Genomic DNA, 22905 nt, shown 5'->3' with positions numbered 1-22905 from the left:
CGCGAAAAATAACATTGAAGGTTGCATGATTGCGCGGTTGGGCGCACACTGTCCCTGTCTCGTTCCACATCGAGGAGGATAGTGTGATGACGACCATAATGGAGTATTTTGCCTGGTTCGACTTTGCGATTCTCTGCGCCATCGGCGCCCTGATCGCTTGCAGCGCGACATCCGGCAAAGCCTGAGACGTGTCAGCGACGCTGATGCCTGGAAGAGACCGGCAGAGGACCGGACCCTTTCAGAGAGACTTCGCCGGGCATTCGTGCCCGGCGCTCCATGTCCGGGTTCGACCCTCCAGCACCATCCACTGAGAACACCCACTGCCACCTCTCTTGCCGCTCGGCAGGGAGGACTTTTTCCGCTGATTTAGGTCAGCATTGTTGACTTATTCTGCCTGCCGTGATGTGGTTCGGCAAAAGCATTATCGAGGAAATATCCATGCTGGACTGGGAATCCATTTTCGCAACGCGCTCGAGCCGTATGCGCGCGTCGGAAATCCGCGAACTTCTGAAGCTGCTCGATCGCCCTGACATCATCTCGTTTGCCGGCGGTATTCCGGACCCGGCGCTGTTTCCGGATGCGGAATTCAAGGCGGCCTATGCCGACATCTTTTCCGGCCCGTCCGTTGGCGCCGCGCTCCAGTATTCGGTCAGCGAAGGCTATCTGCCGCTGCGCGAATGGCTGGTTGGCGAGATGGCGAAGATCGGCATTCCCTGCGAGGCCGAAAACATCCTCATCACGTCGGGATCGCAGCAGGCGCTCGATTATCTCGGCAAGCTGTTCCTGTCGCCCAACGATACGGCGCTGGTGACGTGGCCGACCTATCTCGGTGCGTTGCAGGCCTTCAACGCCTACGAGCCGAGCTACGACCAGCTGACGCCGGGCGGCAACCGCACGCCAGCGGCCTATCAGGAAACGGCGGCGAAGGCAGGCGGTCGCGTCAAGTTCGCCTATCTCTCTGCCGATTTCTCCAATCCCACCGGCGAGACCGTGACGCGCACCCAGCGCGAAGCGCTGATCGATATGGCCGACGAGATGGACATCGCCATCATCGAGGACGGCGCCTACCAGTCGCTGCGCTTCAACGGCGATGCGATCCCGCCGATCCTTGCGCTGGAAATTGCCCGCAAGGGCGCCATCAACGAGACGCGCACGATCTATAGCGGCTCGTTCTCCAAGACGCTGGCGCCGGGACTGCGCGTCGGCTTCGTCGTTGCTGCCATGCCGGTCATCCGCAAGCTCGTGCTGATGAAACAGGCGGCTGACCTCCATTCCTCCACCATCAACCAGATGGCGATCTGCCATGTGGCCGAGCGCGGCTTCGACGCGCAGGTCGACAAGATCCGTTCCGTCTACAGCCAGCGCCGCGACGCGATGCTGAAAGCGCTGGAAACGCATATGCCCGACGGTGTGTCCTGGACGCGTCCCGAGGGCGGCATGTTCGTCTGGCTGACGCTGCCGGTCGGCATGGAGGGTGCCGCGTTGCTGGCGAAATCGCTCGTCACGGCCAAGGTCGCTTTCGTGCCCGGCAAGGCCTTCTTCGCCGATGGCTCGGGCGCGAACACGCTGCGCGTCAGTTTCTCCTGCGCCAACGAGACCATGATCGAGGAGGGCATCTCGCGCCTCGCCAAGCTCATCCGCAGCGAAATACTGGACAAGGTCGCCTGATCGTCTGCACCCATCGCTCTATGTATTCGCGTACCACTCTGTCATGAGAGTGGTACGCGGCTTTCTCCGCGTGATGTCACCTGAGAGGACGATCGATGCAGGGCCAGAGCGATGCCACAAAAGCCTTTATTTCCGAGCTTGCCGGACGCTTCCAGCTGAGCGAAAGCGCCGTGACCGCTATGCTCGTCGCGGTGAAGCGCGGACACGGCACGATGGCGCAGTTCGATATCGCCGAACTCGGCGGCAACGGCCAGTGGATGCGCGGCGGCATGACCATGGTCGGCGATATGTTCAATCACGGCCTGAAGAACACGGTCGACAATCTCTGCAATAGTTTGGCCGAAGCTCTGTCGTCGGGGCGCATCGACCTACCCGGCGCATCGACCGGGCAGCATGCCTGGTGGCCGCAATGGCTGGGTGTGCCTTCCAGCACCGGTGCGCAGAACGACAGCGCCTATGCTGTCTTCCCGTCACAGCGCTGCCTTGCAATCAAGGACGGAGACGGCGTCACCCTTTACGATACCGAGGACCATCTGATTTCCGGCGTCGGCCAGCAGCAAGGCGTCGGCGGCTCGCAGACCTTTACCAGCCAGCGCGGTTCCTTCTCCGTCTCCGGTCTTCGCCGCCTCAACAATGGCGGGGACTTGCCGGGTGCGGAGCCGACCGGCGATCACGACAAGAACCATGCCGGTGCAGGATATACCGATGCGCCGAACGGTTCCGAGCGCTGGTCGGCACAGGAGCCGGGCGCTGCCGTCAACCAGGCGGAAAGCTGGTCTTCCGCTCAGTCCGCACCGCTCGCCGCCATCACCCCTGCCAGCGCCTCGCTAGAGGAGCGTCTCGTCGATGCGGCGGAGTTTCGACAGGGTGCCAGCATTCCGTCATCGGATAGGCCGCAGCCAGCTCCTTCGAACGCGCAGCCGGCACCGGATGGCTTTCAGATCATCGCCTTGATCGAGAAGCTTGCAGCGCTTCGCACGGCCGGCATTCTGTCGGATGAGGAATTCGCTGCCAAGAAGGCTGATCTTCTCAAGCGTCTCTGATTTGTCTTGTCCGCGCGGCGGACATCGATCCGCCGCGCGGGCTCGCGCTCACGCCTTGGCGATATGCGGTCCCAGCAGCGACAGGTCCGCTTCCCCGAGACGCTCGGCAGCCGTCTGCATCTGGTGCCAGTAGGGATAAAGGATGGGAGGCGCGCTCACGGCGTCGAGGCGGTTGCGCTCCTCTGCCGTCAGTATCAGGTCGGCGGCCGCGAGGTTGTCGCGGAACTGTTCTTCCGTCCGGCCGCCGATGATGACCGACGTCACGGCCTTGCGGCCGATCAGCCAGGCCAGAGCGACCTGCGCGGCAGATACGCCACGGCTTTCCGCAATTTCGACCAGAACATCCACAATCGACCACAGGCGATCGACGTCGCGGATCGGCGGTTCCGTCCAGCCGGCGGCCTGACGGCTGCCTTCAGGCGTATGGTTCCGCCGGTGCTTGCCGGAGAGCAGGCCGCCCGCGATGGGGCTCCAGACAAGGACGCCGAGCCCCTGATCGATGGCAATCGGCAGAAGTTCGTATTCGGCCTCGCGCGCTTCCAGTGTGTAATGGATCTGCTGGCTGACGAAGCGGTGGCGATGGTCGCTGGCGCTGATGCCCATCGCCTTCATGATGTGCCAGCCGGAAAAGTTGGAGCAGCCGATATAGCGAACCTTGCCGTGCTGCACGAGCGTGTCCAGCGCGGCCATCGTCTCCTCCAGCGGTGTCTGTCCGTCCCACTGGTGCACCTGATAAAGGTCGATCACATCCGTGTTCAGCCGCTTCAGGCTCGCCTCGCATTCGCGGATGAGGTGGTGGCGGGAGAGGCCCTGATTGTTGACGCCTTCGCCCATGGGAAAGCGCGCCTTGGTTGCGATCAGAACATCGTTCTTGCGCTTGCCGCCAAGCACTTCGCCGATGATCTCCTCCGAAGCGCCGGCGGAATAGGCGTTGGCGGTGTCGATCAGGTTGACGCCTGCATCCAGACACATGTCGATCAGCCGTCGCGCCTCATCCACGCCCTGGCTCCCGACCATCGAGGCCCAGCCTTTGCCGCCCATGGTCATCGTGCCCATGGTGATGGTGGAGACCTTGAGGCCCGAGCGGCCGAGATTGCGATATTCCATACTGTTTCCTCCTGTTGTCCCTGGTAACGTCGCAGATAGGGCGCGGCTATGATCGCGGGAACGGCATAGACGGCAAATGATGCATGGCTTGCAAGAGCACCATGCCGCGCCGCTTCCGGACTTGCCTCTTCCACCGGCCCGTCTATGGTCTGGCGTCAGACACCGGATGCTTTCATGACCCTTCGACTTGCCACCTTCAACATCGAAAATCTCATGCGCCGGTTCGATTTTTCCGGCTTCCGAAACCCGTCAAAGCAGGATCGCGTGCTTCGCCTGTTCGATATCGGCAATGAGGCAGCCTATGAGCGTCTCGAAGAGGCCCGCACGATCACGCATGCCGACGACACGCGGCAGATGTCGGCGCTGGCGATTGCCGATTGCGATGCGGATATACTCTGCCTGCAGGAGGCCGATGACATGGCTGCGCTGGAGGCCTTCGAATATGGCTATCTCTACCGGATGATGGGCAGCGGCTACCGCAAGAAGGTGCTGATCGAGGGGAATGACGGACGCGGCATCGATGTCGCCGTGATGATGCGGGAGACGACCCGGGACGGCGAGGCCATCGTCTGCACCAGTGCCATCTCGCACGCCGCGCTGACCTATGCCGACCTCGGCCTGCACGATGCGGCCATAGCCCGCACGAATGTGCCGGAGGATCGCATCTTCCGCCGTGACTGCCTGCAACTGGAATTGACGATCGGCGGACGGCCACTGACGCTTTTCGTCGTCCATTTCAAGTCGATGGGCCCAAGTCGGGACGGAGTTGACGGCAGGCTCTCCACCATGCCGGTCCGGCGCGCGGAGGCGCTGGCGGTCCGCAGTATCATCGAGAAGCGCTTTCCGGGGCAGTTGAAGGCGGCGAGCTTTGTCATCTGCGGCGATATGAACGACTACCGGGAGCGCATCGACGTGACCGGTGACCGCCGCAACGGCTACGGCTTTGTTCCGATGCCGGATACGTCCGCAGCGCTCGACGTTTTTGCAGCGGACGGTTTTGCCGAGAATGTGGTGCAACGGCGGCCCGCGCTCGACCGCTGGACGCTGTTCCACAGCCGCGGCCCGGCGGAGCGCCATCTCTGCCAGCTCGATTATATCTGGCTGTCGCCGGCCCTTGCGGCGCGCAATGCCGATGCGGTTCCCGAGATCATCCGCGCCGGACAGCCGTACCGCACCGTGTTTCCCCCGGAGCAGGATGTGGAGCGCTATCCGCGGACAGGGTGGGACAGGCCGAAGGCATCGGACCATTGCCCCGTTGTGGTGGCGCTCGATGTCTGAGGCGTCGCACATTCACGCTCGTGACACGTCCGGCCTCGGGGCCGGTTGGCCAGCGGAGGGAGTCGTCTTCCCGATCGTCGGCACCGATCTGCGCGTTCTCGAGGGGCCGCATCCCATCCTCGCACGGCACACGCCCGAAATCGAGGCGAACTGGGTGCGGGAACAGGCCGCAAATCCCTCTCTCTTCAACGGGCAGATGGTGTTGCAGCACCGCCTGTCCGTCGATTCCGGGACCATCCTGGGCGAAGGCTATCTTGCGCCCTACGCGGCGTTTCTCTGGTGGCGGAACACCTTACGCCCGCCTGTTGCGTGCCACCTTGCGGCCATCCCGGTCATCGAAACCTCTGACGGGGCCGTCATTGCGGTGCGGATGGGCGAGCGGACGGCCAATCCCGGGAAGGTTTATTGCGCAGCCGGCTCCATCGACGCCTCTGATATCAAGGAGGATGCCCGCGGTCGGGTCTGCGACGTGCCGGGCAATATGCGCCGCGAGGTGCTGGAGGAAACAGGACTCGATATCGCAGAGGCGGACGCGGGACCGTATCAAGCCTTGTCTATCAGGGGCGCCGTCACGCTGTTTCGCAGGATCCGTTTTGCGGAAACCTCGTCCGCCATCCTCTCGCGTATCCATCGATATGTGGAGACCGCCGAGGAAGAAGAGATAGACGGTGCCGTTGCGATCTTCGACGCCGATCCGCATGCGCACGATTACCAACCGTTCATGCGGGTCATCCTCGCGCATATCTTCGAAACCCCGCGATGACGTTTTGGTCTTGCCCGCGGCGAAGCGCGAAGGCAAGGTCCACGGGCGGCCGGTGACAGCGAGGAGGCCGCATGGAGTGGGAGAACGAATTTGGCACGCCGCTACGCGATCTACGACGTCTTCACCAGCGAGAAGCTTCAGGGCAATCCGCTTGCCGTGGTTTTTGACGGTGACGGTCTTTCGACCGAGATGATGCAGGCGATCGCCGGCGAGTTCAATCTCTCCGAGACGGTGTTCGTCCATCAGCCCGAGAATCCGACATCGGCGGCCCGGCTGCGCATCTTCACACCGGGCACCGAGCTTCCCTTTGCCGGGCACCCGACCGTCGGTGCGGCCGTGGCGCTGGCGGAAGCCGCGCAGGCAGGCGAGGGCGTCAATCGTGATCTCGTGCATGTGCTGGAGGAGAATGTCGGCCCGGTGCGGTGCGCGGTGAAACTTCGTCCGGGGGAGGCCGGTTTTGCGGAGTTCGATCTGCCACGGAAATCTGTACGGCTGGAAGCGCGCCTCGATATCGGCAGGATCGCTGACGCCTTGAGTTTGAAGACGACGCAGATCGGCTTCGAGAATCATGTGCCCGCGCTCTGGAGTGCGGGCGTGCCATTCGTGGCCATCCCGCTACACGACCTCAAGGCCATGGCGGAGCTGGACTTCGATGCAGCCCTGTGGGAACAGATCGCCCCGATGGCGGACGGCCGGCTGGCCAGCGCCTATCTTTATTGCCGCGGTGGCATCAACCATCACGCCCGGTTCCACACCCGCATGTTTGCGCCGGCCATGGGCGTGCACGAAGATCCGGCGACAGGCTCGGCGCTCGCTGCCTTCTCCGCCGCCATTCACTGTTTCGATCAGCTCACCGAGGGACATCACAGTTTTCTGGTGGAGCAGGGCGTCGAGATGGGCAGGCCGTCGTTTCTCCATCTCCATCTGGATATTGCCAATGGCGACATCGCCGGTGCTCGGATCGGCGGGCAGGCGGTCAAGATCGCTGCCGGGGAACTCTATATCTGATAAGTTCGCGGTTTCCGTGGATTCCGGTGCAGGACAACTGGACAAGCCGTACGAAGGCCTTTATACGCCGCGTCAGACCGCAGCGATGCAGTCCTCGTGGGTGATTAGCTCAGTTGGTAGAGCAGCTGACTCTTAATCAGCGGGTCGTAGGTTCGAACCCTACATCACCCACCAAAGATCTTTTATCCGATCGATATCCAGTATCATCCGTCTGTACACCTGTCATCTTTGTGTCGTAGGCGCGGGGCTTTCAGTGCTGCACGACTCTCGATATCTCGAAAAATCGTCATTGACGGTATTCAAAATATTTGAAAATCTGGATATATGGAAACACATCATGCGATCGAGGCGCTGAGTGCGCTCGCCCAAACCACACGACTTGAGACATTTCGGCTTCTCGTCCGGCATGAGCCAGAAGGGCTGCCTGCGGGTGAACTCGCGCGTCTTGTCGGTGTCCCGCAAAATACAATGTCTGCTCATCTCGCGATTCTGGCGCGTGCGAGCCTTGTCGAGGGCGAGCGCCACAGTCGGTCGATCGTCTATCGCGCCAAACTCGATTCGCTCCGCGACCTGACGCTGTATCTGGTGAGGGATTGTTGCGGCGGGATTCCGGAAATGTGCGCGCCGCTCATCAGCGCGCTCACGCCGGGTTGTACCTCTCCGCCCGCCGGCCGGTCGCTATGATGAGCCTTCCCGTGCTCCGGGGTCCTGTCCTCGGGTGACGACGACAGAATGGGTCAATCGGCCCTTGATCTCCTTCACGGGCTTTTCGCAAGATGTGAAACGGGAGGCGTGAGAGCCTAATGTCGACATTCGAACGCTACCTAACCCTCTGGGCCGCCCTTTGCATCGTCGTCGGTATCGGCCTCGGGCATCTGATGCCAGGGGTGTTTCAAACCATCGGCGCGGTGGAAATCGCCAAGGTCAACCTGCCGGTAGCGGTGCTGATCTGGCTGATGATCATTCCGATGCTGCTGAAGATCGATTTCGCCTCTTTGTCGCAGGTCGGCCGCCACTGGCGCGGTATCGGCGTGACCCTGTTCATCAACTGGGCGGTCAAGCCGTTTTCCATGGCGCTGCTGGGCTGGCTGTTTATCGGCTGGCTGTTCCGGCCGTACCTGCCGGAAACCCAGATCGACAGCTATATCGCCGGCCTGATCATTCTTGCGGCGGCACCCTGCACGGCCATGGTGTTCGTCTGGTCCAACCTCACCAAGGGCGAGCCGCATTTCACGCTGAGCCAGGTGGCGCTCAACGACGCGATCATGGTGGTGGCCTTTGCGCCGATCGTCGCCCTTCTGCTCGGCCTGTCTGCCATCACCGTTCCGTGGGATACACTGATCCTGTCGGTGGTGCTCTATATCGTCCTGCCCGTGATCGTCGCTCAGGTTCTGCGCCGCAGCACGGATATCGAACGCATGGCCGGTCGCCTGCAACCGGTCTCGCTGATCGCACTCCTCACAACGCTCGTGCTGCTGTTCGGCTTCCAGGGCGAGCAGATCATTGCGCAACCGTTGGTCATCGCGCTGCTTGCCGTGCCGATCCTGATCCAGGTCTATTTCAACGCAGGCCTTGCCTATGTGCTGAACCGCGTGAGTGGCGAGGAGCATTGCGTGGCCGGTCCCTCTGCGCTGATCGGCGCCTCGAACTTCTTCGAGCTGGCGGTGGCCGCCGCCATCAGCCTGTTCGGGTTCACCTCCGGCGCGGCGCTCGCCACCGTCGTCGGCGTGCTGATCGAGGTGCCGGTGATGCTGTCGGTGGTCTGGATCGTCAACCGCAGCAAGGGCTGGTACGAGCGGGGCGCCGCCGTCCGAACCCATGCTGCCTCCATTAGAAAGGTTTGAAATCATGGACGTCACCATTTACCACAACCCTGCCTGCGGCACCTCGCGCAACACGCTGGCGCTCATCCGCAATGCCGGCATCGAGCCGACGGTCATCGAATACGTGAAGCACCCGCCGTCGAGATCGATCCTTGCGACCATGATCGCCGATGCGGGGCTTACGGTGCGCCAGGCGATGCGCGAGAAGGGCACCCCCTATGCCGATCTCGGTCTCGACAACCCGGACCTCTCCGACGACCAGTTGCTCGACGCGATGCTGAAGGACCCGATCCTGATCAACCGCCCGTTCGTCGTGACACCGTTGGGCACGCGCCTGTCGCGTCCTTCCGAGGTCGTTCTCGACATCCTGCCGGATACGCAAAAGGGCGCGTTTGCAAAGGAAGACGGCGAGCAGGTCATCGATGCAGAGGGCAAGCGCATGGAGTGACGCCCGCGTCATGAATTCGTCCGTTCGCCACGGGTAAGGTTAGGTAAGCCTTAATTCAATTCATCCATAATGCCCTTCACCACTTTCCTGGGAGGATAATTTCGATGGCTGGCGTTTTTTCTTCTATGTCAGACCGTGTTCTGGAGGCGCTCGATCTTTCGTTCGCCATCATCGAATTCGATCCCCAAGGAAAAATTCTAAAAGCGAACAAGAACTTCTGCGATCTCCTCGGCTATACCAGGGAGGAAATCGTCGGCCGCCAGCATAGTATCTTTGTCGAGAAAGACTACGCCGTGTCCGACGACTACGCGGTTTTCTGGAAGAAGCTGCAGAACGGCGATTTCATCTGTAGCGAGTTCACGCGTATCGCGAAGAATGACGCGGAAGTCTTCATTCGCGGAAACTATAATCCCATCAAAAATGCGGCCGGCAAAGTGGTGAAGGTCATCAAATTTGCCAACGACATCACCGAGACGAAGCTTGGGGCCCTCAATTCCGGTGCAAAGATCGATGCGATATCCCGCGCTCAGGCTGTGATCGAGTTTCAGCCCGACGGCACGATCGTCACGGCAAATGAGAACTTCCTGCAAGCACTCGGGTATTCGATGCCTGAAATTGCAGGCAAACACCACAGTATGTTCGTCGAGCCCGCCTATCGATCCTCCCCGGCCTATGCCGATTTCTGGAGAAGGTTGAACGCTGGCGAGTTTGTGTCCGAAGAATTCCTGCGCATCGGCAAGGGCGGGCGGAAGGTCTTCATTCAGGCATCCTATAACCCGGTCTTCGATCACAAGGGGCGCATCATCAAGGTCGTGAAGTTTGCGACCGATATTACCGATCGCGTGATGAATGTGGATCGTCTTGCCGACGGCCTGTCGAAGATTGCAGACGGGGATCTGTCCCAGCACATCGAAACGCCTTTCATTCCCAGCCTCGACAGATTGCGGACCGATTTCAACGCGGCCTGTCGCAAGCTCGAAGCTGCGCTGAGAGCCGTGCGGACCAATGCCGAGGCTATCGCCACGGGCGCGAACGAGGTGCGCATCTCGGCGGACTCCCTTGCGCAGCGGACGGAACAGCAGGCGGCTTCCGTCGAGGAAACGGCTGCGGCGCTGGAGGAAATTACCACCACGGTCAAGGGTTCCAGCCGTCGCGCCGAGGGCGCGGGCGTTCTGGTCGGTCGCGCCAAGGAGAGCGCCGATCATTCCGGCGATGTCGTGCGCGAAGCCATCTCGGCCATGGACAAGATCGATAATTCGTCCCGCGAGATTGCCAACATCATTGGCGTCATCGACCAGATCGCGTTCCAGACCAATCTGTTGGCGCTCAACGCCGGCGTCGAGGCGGCGCGGGCAGGGGAAGCGGGCAAGGGTTTTGCCGTGGTCGCCCAGGAGGTCCGCGAACTCGCCCAGCGTTCTGCCGGTGCTGCAAAGGAAATCAAGGCGCTGATCACCACCTCGAGCGCACATGTGGAAAACGGCGTATCGCTCGTCAGCAAGGCCGGCGAGGCGCTGCAGACGATTGCCGGTCACGTGCAGGAGATCAACCAGGATATCCGGGCAATTGTCGATGCCGCGCGCGAGCAATCCACGGCACTTGGCGAGATCAACCAGGCGATCAATACGGTCGATCAGGGCACTCAGCAGAATGCGGCGATGGTCGAGGAGCAGACAGCCGCAAGCCACGGTCTCGCGGATGAAGCGCGCGCCCTCTTCGATCTGCTGGAGCAGTTCCGCTTCGATGAGCAGGTATCGCAAAGGGCCACCTCTTCATCGTCCTCGCTCCGCAGCGGCCGCAACAGGTTTGCTGCCTGACCTGCCGAGTTTGAAAACATTGTGAGCGAAGGCCACCGTGTCCGTGTGACGTCGGTGGCCTTGCTGCTTTCGTAGATGCCTCTGCTTGCAGGCTACGTCGAAAGATTCGGGCACAACGGGTACTCGTCCACGTCGAAGGCCGTGAGGATATCTGTCATATTCGGACAGAAAATATTGACAAATCAATAGATCCTGTTCGAATAAAGATGACAACTTATCGCGGAGGCGTGTCATCTTGCTGGTTATTCTTGCCGACGATCTCACAGGCACGCTGGATGCTGCCGCGCCCTTTGCTGCGCGCGGCCTGAAGGTCGAGGTCGCGCTCGCGCCGTCTGCGATCCCCGAGGCGCTGGCAGATGATCCGGATGTTCTCTCGATCAATGTCCGGTCCCGGGAGGTCGGCTCTCAAGCCGCGCAGGCGGCAACACGCGCTGTTCTCGATGCCTTGCCTGCGGATATCGTGCTCTTCAAGAAAGTCGATTCGCGGCTGAAGGGGCATATTGCCGCCGAGCTGGATGTGATGCGGTTTCAGGCGGCGCTCGTCGCGCCGGCAATTCCGGACTTCGGCCGCATCGTGGAGGGTGGAAAGGTTTCCGGCTTCGGCGTCGACGTTCCCATCCCGGTTTCCGAGCGGCTCGGTCTTCACGCGGAAAACGCGCGCATACCCGATACCGCCGACATGGAGGCCATGGCGGTAGCGCTTGAAGAGGCTCTGGCTGCGCGTGTCGACCTGCTCGTGGGCGCGCGCGGACTTGCAGACGCCCTTGCACGGCGGATGACCGGAGATGCGCTGGCGCATGCGGCCGAGATACCGGCGGGCCCGGGCCTTTTCGTCATAGGGTCCCGCGATCCCATCACGCTGTCCCAGATCGAGCATCTTCGCGTCCGTCATTCACCGGTCTATCTCGCAGCGCCCAACGGGTGCCTCGCGCCCGATAAGCGTGCCGGAACTTCGCTGACGCTTGTACAGGCCGTTCCGGGCGAGGAGGATCTAACGTCCCTTGCTGTGGCACGTCATCTTGCTTCGAGCGTCTATCCCGCCGGCGTTCAGCCCTCGGCGACACTGGTTCTCTCTGGGGGCGCGACGGCGGAGGCGGTTCTCGAGCGGATGGAAATCCATCGGTTCCGTCTGCTGGGGGAATGCATGCCGGGTCTTGGTGTTGCCTTTGCGAACGGGCATTGCATTATCGCGAAATCGGGCGGCTTCGGCGGAGCGGACACGCTGAGCGAGATTGCCGCGCGAATGCTTCGGGACGGGAGTTAAGGAATGGGACTGGAAGCGGGAACGACACGCAAGAGCCTCGGCGACGTGGTCTTCGAGCGCATGCACCGCGCCATCAAATCCGGCGCCTACCAGCCGGATGAGCGTCTGCCGACGGAGCACGATCTGGCGGCCGAGTTCGAAGTGTCACGGCCGATCATCCGCGAGGCGTTGCGGCGCCTTCGGGAACAGGGCCTGATCTACTCGCGGCGTGGCGCGGGCAGCTTCGTCCGCGCTCTCGGCTTGAAAGAGCCGCTCGGCTTCGGGCAGCTGGAAAACGTCGCCGATCTTCTGAATTGCTACGAGTTTCGGCTGACGCTCGAGCCGGCCGCCGCCACCGCGGCAGCAGCCCGGCACACCGAGGCGAGCCTCACCGCCATAGCCCAGGCGCTGGAACTGATGCGGGACGCGACCAACCGGCAGTCGCACCGGGTCGATGCGGATTTCGAGTTCCATCTCGCCATCGCGCGAGCGGCACGCAATTCCTACTTCTCGACAGCCATGGAGGCCTTGAAGGAGCACATTGCGGTCGGCATGAAATTTCACGGTGCGTCGGTGAAGCGCGACAGCGCCGGCCTTGCCCGTGTCTTTGGCGAACACGAGGCCATCGCAAAGGCCATCGCTGCGGGCGATGGCCCGCTCGCGGGGCTGTTGATGCGGGAGCACCTGACCGGATCACGCGAGCGGCTGTTTCCACACTAATACCGAGATATCTATGCCTTCGACAGGAAGGCACTTTCCCACGCCGTCAGTAGGCAGCGCGGTAGATGGCGAGGACGTCTTCGAGGCTCATGTCGACGGGGTTGTTATCCATCAGGCGGCGATTGGCGTGGGCATCTGCCGCATAGACCGGGAGGTCGGCTTCGGTGGCGCCATGCGCACGCAGCGACATCTCGATGCCGAGATTGCGGCAGAAGCTATGGGCGGAGCGCAGGAGATCGTCCTGCGAAAGTCCTTCGCCCAGACCGAGAGCCTGTGCGACCTCGGCGGATTTCTCTGCTGCCACATGCTGGTTGAAGGCCAGAACCTGCGGAAAGATAATGGCGTTCGCCAGGCCATGGGGCAGGCGAAGCCTCGTTCCCAAGGGATAGGCGATAGCGTGGCCCGCAGCGGTATTGACCGGGCCGAGGCAGATGCCGCCATAGTAGGAGGCGAGCATCATTCCCTCGCGAGCCTCCGTATCCGTGCCGTCGCGGACAGCGCGAGCGAGAAAGCGGCCGACGAGGCCAAAGCCCATGCGGGCGAAGCCATCGATCATGGGATGTGCGCGGCGGTTGGTGAAAGCCTCGACGCAATGCGCCATGGCATCCACACCCGTTGCGGCCGTGACGGCTGCCGGGACCGAATAGGTGAGTGCCGGATCGAGCACGGCGACATCGGCGATCAGGTGCGGGCTTTCCACCGCGATCTTGTTGCCCTTTTCAGGGTCCGAGATGAGGGACCGGATGCCGGCTTCCGATCCCGTGCCAGCCGTGGTGGCGACCTGCACGAGGCGGGTGCGGCGACCTGCGACCTTGTTCGGTCCGGCCACGTCGGCCAGCGTCTGGTCTCCGTCCCACAGGGCCGCGACCAGCTTGGCGACGTCCAGCACCGAGCCGCCGCCGAGACCGACGACAAGGTCCGGCTTGCAGCCGCGAGCGGCTTCGATTGCGGCCTCCAGCGTCGCGATATCGGGTTCGCCCGGAATGGCGTCGAAGACGGTTATGCGGCCCTTCATCTGGAGACGATCAATAAATCCGGCCGTGATGGGCGTTGCGACGACAAGCGTGGATGCCGCATCCGAGCCCCACGTTCCGACATCTCGAACGGTACCGGCGCCGACGATAAGCCGGCGCGGCTGGTGGAGGGTAATGGGGGCGATGGTCATGGCGGTCATCCTTGCTCTGTATGCGCGGCGCGGCCGGCCACGAGCTTGCGCGCATAGGCGATCGCCTCCAGCATGTTGCCATGGTTGGCGATGCCTTTGCCGGCGATGTCGAAGGCCGTGCCGTGATCGACCGAGGTGCGGTCGATGGGTAGATCGACGGAGACGTTGACGGCCGTATCGAAGGCGACGAGCTTGATCGGGATATGCCCCTGATCATGGTACTGCGCGACGATCAGGTCGAAGGCGCCGGTATAGGCGCGGTGAAAGACGGTGTCGGCAGAGATCGGTCCATAAGCGTCGATGCCCTCGGCGCGCGCCGCCACAACCGCAGGGCCGATCTGGTCATCGTCCTCTGTGCCGAAGAGGCCGTTCTCGCCGCAGTGCGGATTGATGCCGGCAATGGCGATGCGCGGCGCGGTATAGCCGATGCGCTTCAGGTGGGCGTCGCCGGCGCGGATGGTCGCGAGCACGCGCTCCGTCGTTGCCCGCTGGATGGCCTCTTTGAGGGACACATGTGTGGAGACGTGGATGACCTTCAGCTTCTCCGACGCCAGCAGCATGTAGGCGGCCTTGGAGCCGGTGAGGCTGCGCAGCATGCCGGTATGGCCGTCATAGTGATGGCCGGCTAGGTTCAGCGCTTCCTTGTTGATCGGCGCGGTGACGATGCAGCCGATGGTCTTGGCCTCCGCATCACGCACGGCCTTCTCGATGAAGCGAAAAGCGGCGTCGCCTGCAATCGGGCTCAACTGCCCCCAGGCGAGCGGCGCGCCTTCGATGGGCAAGTCGACGACATAGGGTGCAAGGTCGATCTCGAGACCCAGCGCGTCGCGTGCGGCCTCCAGCGTCGGCAGATTGCCATAGATGCGGGTGCGCTCGCGGTCTTCCCCCGACATGTCGAGGAGGGCGCGGACGGAAATCTCTGGGCCGACGCCGCAGGGGTCGCCCATGGTGATGCCGATGATATTGCTCATGAAAGTCTCCGTCCAGCCGCACTGTCCCAGCCGGGAGCCAGGCGGACATGTTTGATCGCGCGACGATGATAGGTGTAGGCGAGATGCAACGTCCCGTCCGGCTCTTCGAGCAGCCAGGGGTAGGACATCTCCGTGTTGCGGCCGTCGATGGAGTCGTTCGACAGGCAGGTGCCGGGCCCGGTCTCGATGATCAGTCTTTCCGGGAACGTCAGGCCGTCGTCCGTCGAGAGGCAGAGAGCGACGGGTGCGCGGGGCACGCCCCAGACCGGCACACAGCCGCCCGTGGGGTCGGCGTCCGGCCGGTCGTCGGCCTCACCGAGTTCGTCATAGAGCGAAGCGCGCCGTTCGGAAGACTGGCTGGCATTGACCGGGTTGCAGATGATGGCGAGCCGGCCATCCCTGAGCCGGGTGGCAGCGATGGAAGAATTGTTGTTCGGCACGTCGGTTGGGGCAGGTGCCGACCATGTCCGTCCGCCGTCGCTGGTTTCGGTGCGATAGATGAAATCGGCCTGTCGGCGGCGAAAGAACGCGGCGTAGCGATCGTCTCCCAGGCGGACCGGGCCAAGGTGGACGCAGCCGATAGAGGCGTCGATATCCTGCAAACGCCACGTATCGCCGCCGTCTTCCGAGATCGCGACAGCCGCTGTGTCGTGGCTGCCGTTCCATTTCTGGTTCGGCCGCTGGATGCAGCGAAAGATCGGCAGCAGCCAGGCGCCATCCGCCCGGACGACCACGCCGGCGCGCACAAAGCAGCCGCGTGGCAGGTCGAGATAGCGCCCGCCCGGCGCGGTTAGCACATGCGGATCGTCGGCATCGCGAAAGACCTCGACCATGCGGATCCGGCATTCGTCCTGGTTTCCGGAAGGCTGCGATGTGTGAAACAGCCAGAGCTTTCCGTCAGGGGCTGCAAAGAACATCGGGTTCTGTTCGGAATGCGCAGGATCGTTGCTGAGTTGCTGAGGCGGCCCCCAGTTCGATGCGCCTCTTGGAAGCACGCAGGCGAAGATCGAAATGTCCGATTTGCCCTCCAGCGTTCCACCGAACCAGGCACAGACGAGCGCGCCGTCTTCCAGCCTATGCAGAAAGGCCGCGTGGTTCTGGATCATCGGCGAAGGAAGCAATGCTTCGTCGCGCCCCGAGGCCACGGATATCAGGGCTCCGCTCATGCCGCGGGCGATTTCTTCGGGATTCATCTTGTCCTCCATGCCGCCCAAAAGTCACGGGTTTCGCATAGTTGTCAAGTTTTGCAATGTCATTCGTTCGAGAAATAAAGGATTTCTAAAATACTATGTCATTGTAGTAAAAACGCTATTCCAATAAAAATTTTTTGTGAGAAATGACATTGGAAATTAATTTGACAAAGTTGCGATGAAATCAGATGGTATGGTCAGCCTTGGCGAGAGGAAGCTCGGGACAAAGAACCATTGCCGGCCGGACGTTTCGAGCGGCAGCGCGACAGGAATGCCTTGAGAAGGCGCGCGTCGCGTTCAACGGATGAAGAGGGAGGAGACTATCGTGAAGAAAACACTGATTCTCGGCGCGCTGATGTTGTGCACCGCCTTGACGCCGGCATTTGCCGCGTCCGGCCCGGTCAAGATCGTTCTGGCCGAAGAGGCCGACCTGCTGGAGCCCTGCATGGCGACACGCTCCAATATCGGACGCGTGATCATGCAGAATGTGAGCGAGACACTGACCGAACTCGACGTGCGCGGCCAGAAGGGCGTGACGCCGCGTCTCGCCGAAAAGTGGGAGCAGAATGCCGATGACTCGTGGCGCTTTCACCTCCGCCAGGGCGTAAAGTTTTCCGATGGCACGACTTTCGATGCCAAGGACGTGAAGCACAGCTTCGACCGTATCCTCAGCGATAAGAACGCCTGCGAATCCCGCCGCTATTTCGGTGGCATCAAGATCGAGGCAAAGATCGTTGACGATCACACGGTCGATTTCAATGCGGACCCCGTTCAGCCGATCCTGCCGCTGTTGATGTCGCTCGTGACGATCGTGCCGGAAGAGACGCCGCTCGAGTTCATTCGCGAACCGGTCGGCACCGGGCCGTACAAGCTGACGAACTGGACGCCGGGCCAGCAGATCGTGCTGACGGCGCGCGACGACTACTGGGGCGCCAAGCCCGACGTGACGGAAGCGACCTACCTTTTCCGCGCCGACCCCTCCGTCCGCGCCGCGATGGTGCAGGCCGGCGAGGCGGATCTCGCGCCGTCGATCTCGCAGCTCGAAGCGACCAATGCCGCGACAGACCTGTCCTATCTCGACAGCGAGACCGTCTATCTGCGTATCGACCACAACATTCCCCCGCTCTCGGACGTCCGCGTCCGCCGCGCGTTGAACCTTGCGATCGACCGTCAGGCCTTCCTGGGAACGCTGGTGCCCGAAAGCGCGGTTCTCGCCACGGCCATCGTGCCGCCGACGACGCTCGGCTGGAACCCGGATGTGAAGCAGTTCCCCTTCGACCCCGAGGGTGCGAAAAAATTGCTTGAGGAAGCCAAGGCCGATGGCGTGCCGGTGGATACCCCCATCGAGGTCATCGCGCGCTCCGCGAATTTCCCGAACGTCACGGAAATCATGGAGGCCATCCAGGGTCAGCTTCAGGACGTCGGCTTCAAGATCAACCTGAAGTTCGTCGAAGTGGCCGAACACGAGGGTTACTACTCCAAGCCTTTCAAGGAAGGGCGTGGACCGCAGATCGTTGCTGCGATGCATGACAACTCGAAGGGCGATCCGTCGTTCTCGATGTTCTTCAAATACGCGACCGAAGGCACGCAGTCCGGGTTTTCCGATCCGAAGGTGGACGACCTGATCAAGCGGGCTTCCGCTGCCGTTGGCGACGAGCGCGCCAAGCTCTGGTCGGAGGTCATCGCCTATGTCCATGACGACGTGGTGGCCGACGTGCTGCTCTTCCACATGGTCGGCTTCGCGCGAGTGTCCGAGCGTCTGGAATTCACGCCGACGATCGCCACGAACTCGACGCTTCAGCTGTCCGAGATCAAGATCAAGTAATGCCGGATGGCGGGTGCTTCGGCGCCCGCCGCCAACGCCGCAGGAATTTCCGGCGAGGATGCCATGCTAAGCTTCATTCGAAAACGCGCCGTCGCCAGCCTGATCTCCCTCGTCGGATTGATCGTGCTGGTGTTCTTTCTTTCGCGGCTGACAGGCGATCCCGCAGCGCTGTTTCTGCCCGTCGAAGCCTCGGCCGAGTTGAAGCAGCAGTTCCGCGAGCTGCATGGCCTCAACGATCCTCTGATGGTGCAGTTCGGCAATTATGTCGGCGATGTCGTCACGGGCGACTTCGGCGAATCCTTGCGCAAGGCCCGCCCGGCGCTCGATGTGGTCCTCGAAGCCTTCGTCTGGACGCTCTGGCTCGCCGCCATCACGATGACGCTTGTAACGGCCGCCGCTATCCTTGTCGGTTCGCTCGCCGCCTTCCGAGCGGGCGGCTTCTTCGACCGTTTCTCATCGGTCGTCTCGCTCATCGGAGCGTCCGTGCCGGATTTCTGGCTGGCCATCGTCGCCATCGTCATCTTTTCGGTCAATCTCGCATGGCTGCCGACATCGGGCACGGGATCGATCTGGCACTGGATCCTGCCGATCTCGGTGCTCTTCGTGCGGCCCTTCGGCATCATCGTCCAGATCGTACGCGGCTCGATGATCGGCGCGCTTTCGTCGGCCTACGTCAAGACGGCGCGGGCGAAGGGCGTGAAGTCGGGGCCGATCATCTTCATCCACGCGTTGCGCAATGCCATGCTGCCCATCATCACCGTCATCGGCGATCAGGCCGCAAGCCTGCTGAACGGAGCCGTCATCGTCGAAACGATCTTCGGCTTTCCCGGTGTCGGAAAGCTGATGATCGACAGCATTCTGCAGCGGGACTTCAACGTCGTGCTGGCCGCGATCCTCGTGACTGCGCTCGCGATTTTCCTCATGAACCTTCTGATCGACCTTGCCTATGCGCTGCTCGATCCGCGCATCCGGCATTGAGGAGCACGTCATGACACTCCAGACGATCGACGCGCCGCTGGCCGAAGAGCCCTCTTTCCTCGTGCGCATGGGCCGCATGCTGTGGGCCGACAAATTCGCGCTCTGCGCCGCCATCTTCCTCCTCGTCATCCTGCTCCTCGCCATCATCGGCCCGCACTGGCTGGGCGATCTCGCGACCAAGCAGAACCTGCGCGGGCGTAACGCTGCCCCGTTCGACTGGGAACGTGGCTGGGTGTGGTGGATGGGCGCCGATGCGCTCGGGCGGCCGCTGCTCGCCCGCATCGTGGTTGCGACGCAGAACACGCTGATGGTCGCAGCGGGCGCCGTTGCCATCTCCTCCATCACCGGCACGCTGCTCGGCCTGATTGCCGGCTTCTCCTCGCCGCGCGTCAACCAGATCATCATGCGGCTTGCCGATGTGATCATGTCGTTCCCGTCACTGCTGATCGCGGTCATCGTGCTTTACGTTCTCGGCGCCTCGATCCTCAACCTCATGCTCGTCCTCGCGATCACCCGTATCCCTGTCTATCTCCGCACGACGCGGGCGGAGGTTCTGGAAATCCGCGAGCGCATGTTCGTGCAGGCCGCGAGGGTCATGGGAGCCTCCAGCAAGCGCATCCTCTTCCGCCATATTCTCCCCGTTGTCCTGCCGACGCTGACGACGCTTGCGACGCTCGATTTCGCCTATGTCATGCTGGCGGAAAGTGCGCTGTCGTTCCTCGGCATCGGCATTCAGCCGCCGGAAATCACCTGGGGCCTGATGATCGCGCAGGGTCGCCAGTACCTGCAAAATGCCTGGTGGCTGTCGTTCTGGCCGGGCCTCGCCATTATCCTGACGACCATGTCGCTGAACCTCCTGTCCAACTGGATGCGGATCGCGCTCGATCCCGTGCAGCGCTGGCGTCTCGAAATGAAGGGTCGCAAAAATGGCTGACCACCTCCTTGAGGTCCGCAACCTCTCCGTGGAATTCCACACGGCCGTTGGCGTGGTGAAGGCGGTCCGCGATATCTCCTATCACCTCGACCGCGGGGAAACGCTGGCCATTCTCGGCGAAAGTGGCTCGGGCAAATCCGTCTCGTCCTCGGCGATCATGAATCTCATCGACATGCCGCCCGGGCGGATCAGCGGCGGGCAGATCCTGCTCGATGGCGTCGATCTCCTCACCATGCCGGCGCAGGCGCGGCGAGAGGTCAACGGCCGACGTATCGCGATGATCTTTCAGGATCCGCTCAGCCACCTCAATCCGGTCTACACGGTGGGATGGCAGATCCGCGAGGCGCTGACGGCGCACGGGACGGATGGTGCCAAGGCGCAGGCCGAAGCATTGCGGCTGATGGGCCGCGTCGGCATTCCCGATCCGGAACGTTCGCTCGACAAATATCCGCACGCGTTTTCCGGTGGCCAGCGCCAGCGCGTCATGATCGCCATGGCGCTTGCGTTGCGGCCGGATCTGCTGATCGCCGACGAGCCGACAACGGCGCTCGACGTGACCGTGCAGGCAGAGGTGCTGGCGCTGCTGGAAGAGTTGCAGCAGGAAACCGGCATGGCGATCCTGATCATCACGCACGACCTCGGTGTCGTCGCCGAGGTGGCCGACCGGGTGGTGGTGATGGAGAAGGGCCAGCTGGTGGAAAGCGGCACGGTGCGCGATGTCTACCGCAACCCGCAGCATCCCTACACCCGCAAGCTCATCGCCGCTGCCCCGGGCAAGGGCGAGATGCATGCGCCGCTACCCCGCGTCGAGCCCGTGCTTCAGGTGCGCGACGCCCGCAAGACCTATGGCGCCTTCGAAGCCTTGAAGGGCGTTTCGTTCGACCTCATGCCGGGGGAAACGCTGGCGGTTGTCGGAGAGAGCGGATCGGGCAAATCGACGCTCGCCCGTATTCTCCTGCGCCTCGACGAGCCGACCAGCGGCAGTGCGCTGTGGAAGGGCAGGGACCTTTTCCAGATGGGAGCTGCCGAACTCTACAAGCTGCGACGCGATCTCCAGATGGTCTTTCAGGACCCGACCCAGTCACTGAACCCGCGCATGACGGTCTACCAGCTGGTGTCGGAGGCATGGGTCATTCATCCGGATATCCTGCCCAGGGCCAAGTGGCGCGCCCGCGTCGCCGAGCTGCTCGTACAGGTCGGGCTCGGGCCGGAGCATATGGGACGCTATCCGCACCAGTTTTCCGGGGGGCAGCGCCAGCGCATTGCGATTGCGCGCGCCCTGGCGCTCGAGCCGAAGCTGATCATCTGCGACGAGGCGGTTTCCGCGCTCGATGTGTCCGTGCAGGCGCAGGTGATCGCGCTGCTCGACAATCTGCGCAAGACGATGGGTATTGCCTTCATCTTCATCGCGCACGACCTGCCGGTGGTCCGCGACTTCGCCGATCATGTCATGGTGATGCAGAACGGGAAAGTGGTGGAACTCGGCACCGTTCGCGAGGTCTTCGACACGCCGCGGGAGGCTTACACGCAGGCGCTGCTGGCAGCCGGCCTCAATCCCGACCCGGACGTTCAGGCCGCTCATCGCGCTGCCCGTCTCCAGCGGGCCTGACCTCGGCGCCCGCCGCTGCACATATTCAGAATTCAGGAGAACGTCATGTCCAAGAAAGCCTTCGTCGCGCTCGTCACCTGCTTCAACGACGATGAAACGATCAACTATGCCGCCACGCGCGCCCAGGTGCGCCGGCAGGTGGCGGCGGGCAACAACATCATGTGCGCCGGCACCAATGGCGACTTCTCCGCCCTGACCTATGACGAGAAGGTGCGACTGACGGAAGAGGTGGTGGACGAGGTCGGCGGCAAGGTCGATGTCATCGTCAATGCCGGGATGCCGGCGACGTTCGAGACGCTGAAGCTCGCCCGCGCGTTCGACCGCATCGGCGTCACCGGTATCGCCGTCATCACGCCGTTCTTCATCGCCTGCACGCAGGACGGCCTCATCCGTCATTTCTCGACGGTGGCAGATGCCGTGCAGACGCCGGTCTATCTCTATGACATTCCCGCCCGCACACAGAACCATATCGAGCCGGAAACGGCGAGGACGCTTTCCGCGCATGGCAACATCGCAGGCATCAAGGATTCCGGCGGCGCCAAGGAAACGCTGGAAGCCTATCTCGCTGTCGGCAAAAGCGTCGAGGGTTTCGAGGTCTATTCCGGCCCGGACCATCTCGTGCTCTGGTCGCTGCAGAACGGCGCCGCAGGCTGCATCTCCGGCCTTGGCAATGCCATGCCAGAGGTGCTCTCGGGCATCCTGAACGCTTTCAACAGCGGAGATATCGCCGAGGCGGAGCGCCAGCAGGCCATTTACACCGCCTTCCGCACCGACCTCTACGCGCTCGGTTTCCCGCCGGCGCTCGTCAAGCGCGCGCTGTATCTCACGGACCCCTCCGTCGGTGCGAGCCGCCAGCCGGCCTTGCTGCCGGACCGCGAACAGGACGAAAAGATTGCTGTTATCCTTCAGCGCTACGGCCTTATGGCTGCCTGATCGTCATTCTGGAATTTTCCCGTGGGACATCGCAAAAAGATGTTCCCGGCAACTGGACAAGCCGCGCGAAGGCCTTTATACGCCCGGTCACACCGCAGCGATGCAGTGTTGCACGGCTAACAAGCCGCGCGGGATGGGTGATTAGCTCAGTTGGTAGAGCAGCTGACTCTTAATCAGCGGGTCGTAGGTTCGAACCCTACATCACCCACCAAATTTCTTCAGGGACATTTTTGTGATGTTTGACCGCGCTTCGGGCGCGGTTTTCGTCGTTGTTCGCTTCAGGCAAGGCATTGGAGGAAGGCTGTTCCAGCACCTTTCGGCATCCCGACACATCGAGCTTCGGCCAAGCGTGGAGCGCAACGCTTCCGCATGCCTTCACAAAGAA

At 62.3% G+C, this 22905-nt stretch carries 20 protein-coding genes and 2 tRNA genes; 18 read left to right on the top strand and 4 right to left on the bottom strand.

Annotated elements, in window-relative coordinates; all coding sequences use genetic code 11:
- The first annotated feature begins 438 nt into the window (after positions 1–438).
- Positions 439–1668 (top strand): aminotransferase-like domain-containing protein, encoded by a 1230-nt coding sequence (locus BSG19_RS01760; protein ID WP_092984263.1) that lies wholly within the window; start codon positions 439–441, stop codon positions 1666–1668.
- Positions 1669–1763: 95 nt separating this feature from the next.
- Positions 1764–2711, top strand: coding sequence for an SHOCT domain-containing protein (locus BSG19_RS01755; RefSeq protein ID WP_210185376.1), 948 nt, complete (start codon positions 1764–1766; stop codon positions 2709–2711).
- A 48-nt stretch (positions 2712–2759) separates the two neighbouring features.
- On the opposite strand, the gene BSG19_RS01750 is transcribed toward BSG19_RS01755, so the two are convergent.
- A complete protein-coding gene (locus BSG19_RS01750; protein WP_092984261.1) occupies positions 2760–3818 on the bottom strand; it encodes an aldo/keto reductase in 1059 nt (352 codons plus the stop codon).
- 174 nt (positions 3819–3992) lie between these two features.
- On the opposite strand from BSG19_RS01750, the gene BSG19_RS01745 reads away from it, so the two are divergent.
- The 10 genes from BSG19_RS01745 (at position 3993) to BSG19_RS01700 (ending at position 12915) form a co-directional block, all read left to right on the top strand.
- Complete coding sequence (locus BSG19_RS01745; RefSeq protein WP_092985500.1) at positions 3993–5096, top strand: endonuclease/exonuclease/phosphatase family protein; 1104 nt, start codon at positions 3993–3995, stop codon at positions 5094–5096.
- Positions 5089–5859 carry a hypothetical protein gene (locus tag BSG19_RS01740; RefSeq protein WP_092984259.1) on the top strand — a complete coding sequence of 257 codons (771 nt, stop codon included), beginning with the start codon at positions 5089–5091 and terminating at the stop codon, positions 5857–5859. Before BSG19_RS01745 ends, BSG19_RS01740 begins: the two co-directional genes overlap by 8 nt.
- A gap of 90 nt (positions 5860–5949) precedes the next feature.
- Positions 5950–6867 (top strand): PhzF family phenazine biosynthesis protein, encoded by a 918-nt coding sequence (locus BSG19_RS01735; protein WP_092984257.1) that lies wholly within the window; start codon positions 5950–5952, stop codon positions 6865–6867.
- 98 nt (positions 6868–6965) lie between these two features.
- Positions 6966–7041, top strand: a tRNA-Lys gene (locus BSG19_RS01730).
- A gap of 150 nt (positions 7042–7191) precedes the next feature.
- A complete protein-coding gene (locus BSG19_RS01725) occupies positions 7192–7551 on the top strand; it encodes an ArsR/SmtB family transcription factor (protein WP_092984255.1) in 360 nt (119 codons plus the stop codon).
- A 119-nt stretch (positions 7552–7670) separates the two neighbouring features.
- Positions 7671–8711, top strand: a complete 1041-nt coding sequence (arsB, locus tag BSG19_RS01720; protein WP_092984253.1) for an ACR3 family arsenite efflux transporter — start codon at positions 7671–7673, stop codon at positions 8709–8711.
- A gap of 4 nt (positions 8712–8715) precedes the next feature.
- Complete coding sequence (arsC, locus tag BSG19_RS01715; RefSeq protein ID WP_092984251.1) at positions 8716–9138, top strand: arsenate reductase (glutaredoxin); 423 nt, start codon at positions 8716–8718, stop codon at positions 9136–9138.
- Positions 9139–9242: 104 nt separating this feature from the next.
- Positions 9243–10952 carry a methyl-accepting chemotaxis protein gene (locus BSG19_RS01710; RefSeq protein ID WP_092984249.1) on the top strand — a complete coding sequence of 570 codons (1710 nt, stop codon included), beginning with the start codon at positions 9243–9245 and terminating at the stop codon, positions 10950–10952.
- Between the two features lie 235 nt (positions 10953–11187).
- Positions 11188–12216, top strand: a complete 1029-nt coding sequence (locus BSG19_RS01705; RefSeq protein ID WP_092984247.1) for a four-carbon acid sugar kinase family protein — start codon at positions 11188–11190, stop codon at positions 12214–12216.
- Positions 12217–12219: 3 nt separating this feature from the next.
- Positions 12220–12915 carry a FadR/GntR family transcriptional regulator gene (locus BSG19_RS01700; RefSeq protein WP_092984245.1) on the top strand — a complete coding sequence of 232 codons (696 nt, stop codon included), beginning with the start codon at positions 12220–12222 and terminating at the stop codon, positions 12913–12915.
- Between the two features lie 46 nt (positions 12916–12961).
- Here BSG19_RS01700 and BSG19_RS01695 read toward each other — a convergent pair whose 3' ends face one another.
- The 3 genes from BSG19_RS01695 to BSG19_RS01685 are packed head-to-tail and all read right to left on the bottom strand — an operon-like array spanning position 12962 to position 16244.
- Complete coding sequence (locus BSG19_RS01695; RefSeq protein WP_170865827.1) at positions 12962–14089, bottom strand: iron-containing alcohol dehydrogenase; 1128 nt, start codon at positions 14087–14089, stop codon at positions 12962–12964.
- On the bottom strand, positions 14086–15051 hold the full coding sequence (gene pdxA / locus BSG19_RS01690; RefSeq protein WP_092984241.1) for a 4-hydroxythreonine-4-phosphate dehydrogenase PdxA: 966 nt from the start codon (positions 15049–15051) through the stop codon (positions 14086–14088). Before pdxA ends, BSG19_RS01695 begins: the two co-directional genes overlap by 4 nt.
- Positions 15048–16244: a sialidase family protein gene (locus BSG19_RS01685; RefSeq protein ID WP_092985498.1), complete on the bottom strand. Its 1197-nt coding sequence runs from the start codon at positions 16242–16244 to the stop codon at positions 15048–15050. Before BSG19_RS01685 ends, pdxA begins: the two co-directional genes overlap by 4 nt.
- 322 nt (positions 16245–16566) lie before the next feature.
- Here BSG19_RS01685 and BSG19_RS01680 point away from each other — a divergent pair, with 322 nt between their 5' ends.
- The 6 genes from BSG19_RS01680 to BSG19_RS01655 all read left to right on the top strand — a co-directional run bounded on the left by BSG19_RS01680 (position 16567) and on the right by BSG19_RS01655 (position 22731).
- Complete coding sequence (locus tag BSG19_RS01680; RefSeq protein WP_170865826.1) at positions 16567–18066, top strand: ABC transporter substrate-binding protein; 1500 nt, start codon at positions 16567–16569, stop codon at positions 18064–18066.
- 63 nt (positions 18067–18129) lie between these two features.
- On the top strand, positions 18130–19044 hold the full coding sequence (locus tag BSG19_RS01675) for an ABC transporter permease (RefSeq protein WP_092985494.1): 915 nt from the start codon (positions 18130–18132) through the stop codon (positions 19042–19044).
- A 10-nt stretch (positions 19045–19054) separates the two neighbouring features.
- Positions 19055–19978 (top strand): ABC transporter permease, encoded by a 924-nt coding sequence (locus BSG19_RS01670; RefSeq protein WP_092985496.1) that lies wholly within the window; start codon positions 19055–19057, stop codon positions 19976–19978.
- Complete coding sequence (locus BSG19_RS01665) at positions 19971–21587, top strand: ABC transporter ATP-binding protein (RefSeq protein WP_092984238.1); 1617 nt, start codon at positions 19971–19973, stop codon at positions 21585–21587. Before BSG19_RS01670 ends, BSG19_RS01665 begins: the two co-directional genes overlap by 8 nt.
- Positions 21588–21632: 45 nt before the next feature.
- Positions 21633–22520: a dihydrodipicolinate synthase family protein gene (locus BSG19_RS01660; RefSeq protein WP_092984236.1), complete on the top strand. Its 888-nt coding sequence runs from the start codon at positions 21633–21635 to the stop codon at positions 22518–22520.
- Between the two features lie 135 nt (positions 22521–22655).
- A tRNA-Lys gene (locus BSG19_RS01655) sits at positions 22656–22731 on the top strand.
- Positions 22732–22905: the final 174 nt, after the last annotated feature.

The organism is Rhizobium sp. NFR03, from assembly GCF_900111275.1.
Taxonomy (GTDB): Bacteria; Pseudomonadota; Alphaproteobacteria; order Rhizobiales; family Rhizobiaceae; genus Ferranicluibacter.
This window is presented reverse-complemented; position numbering and strand designations above follow the sequence as displayed.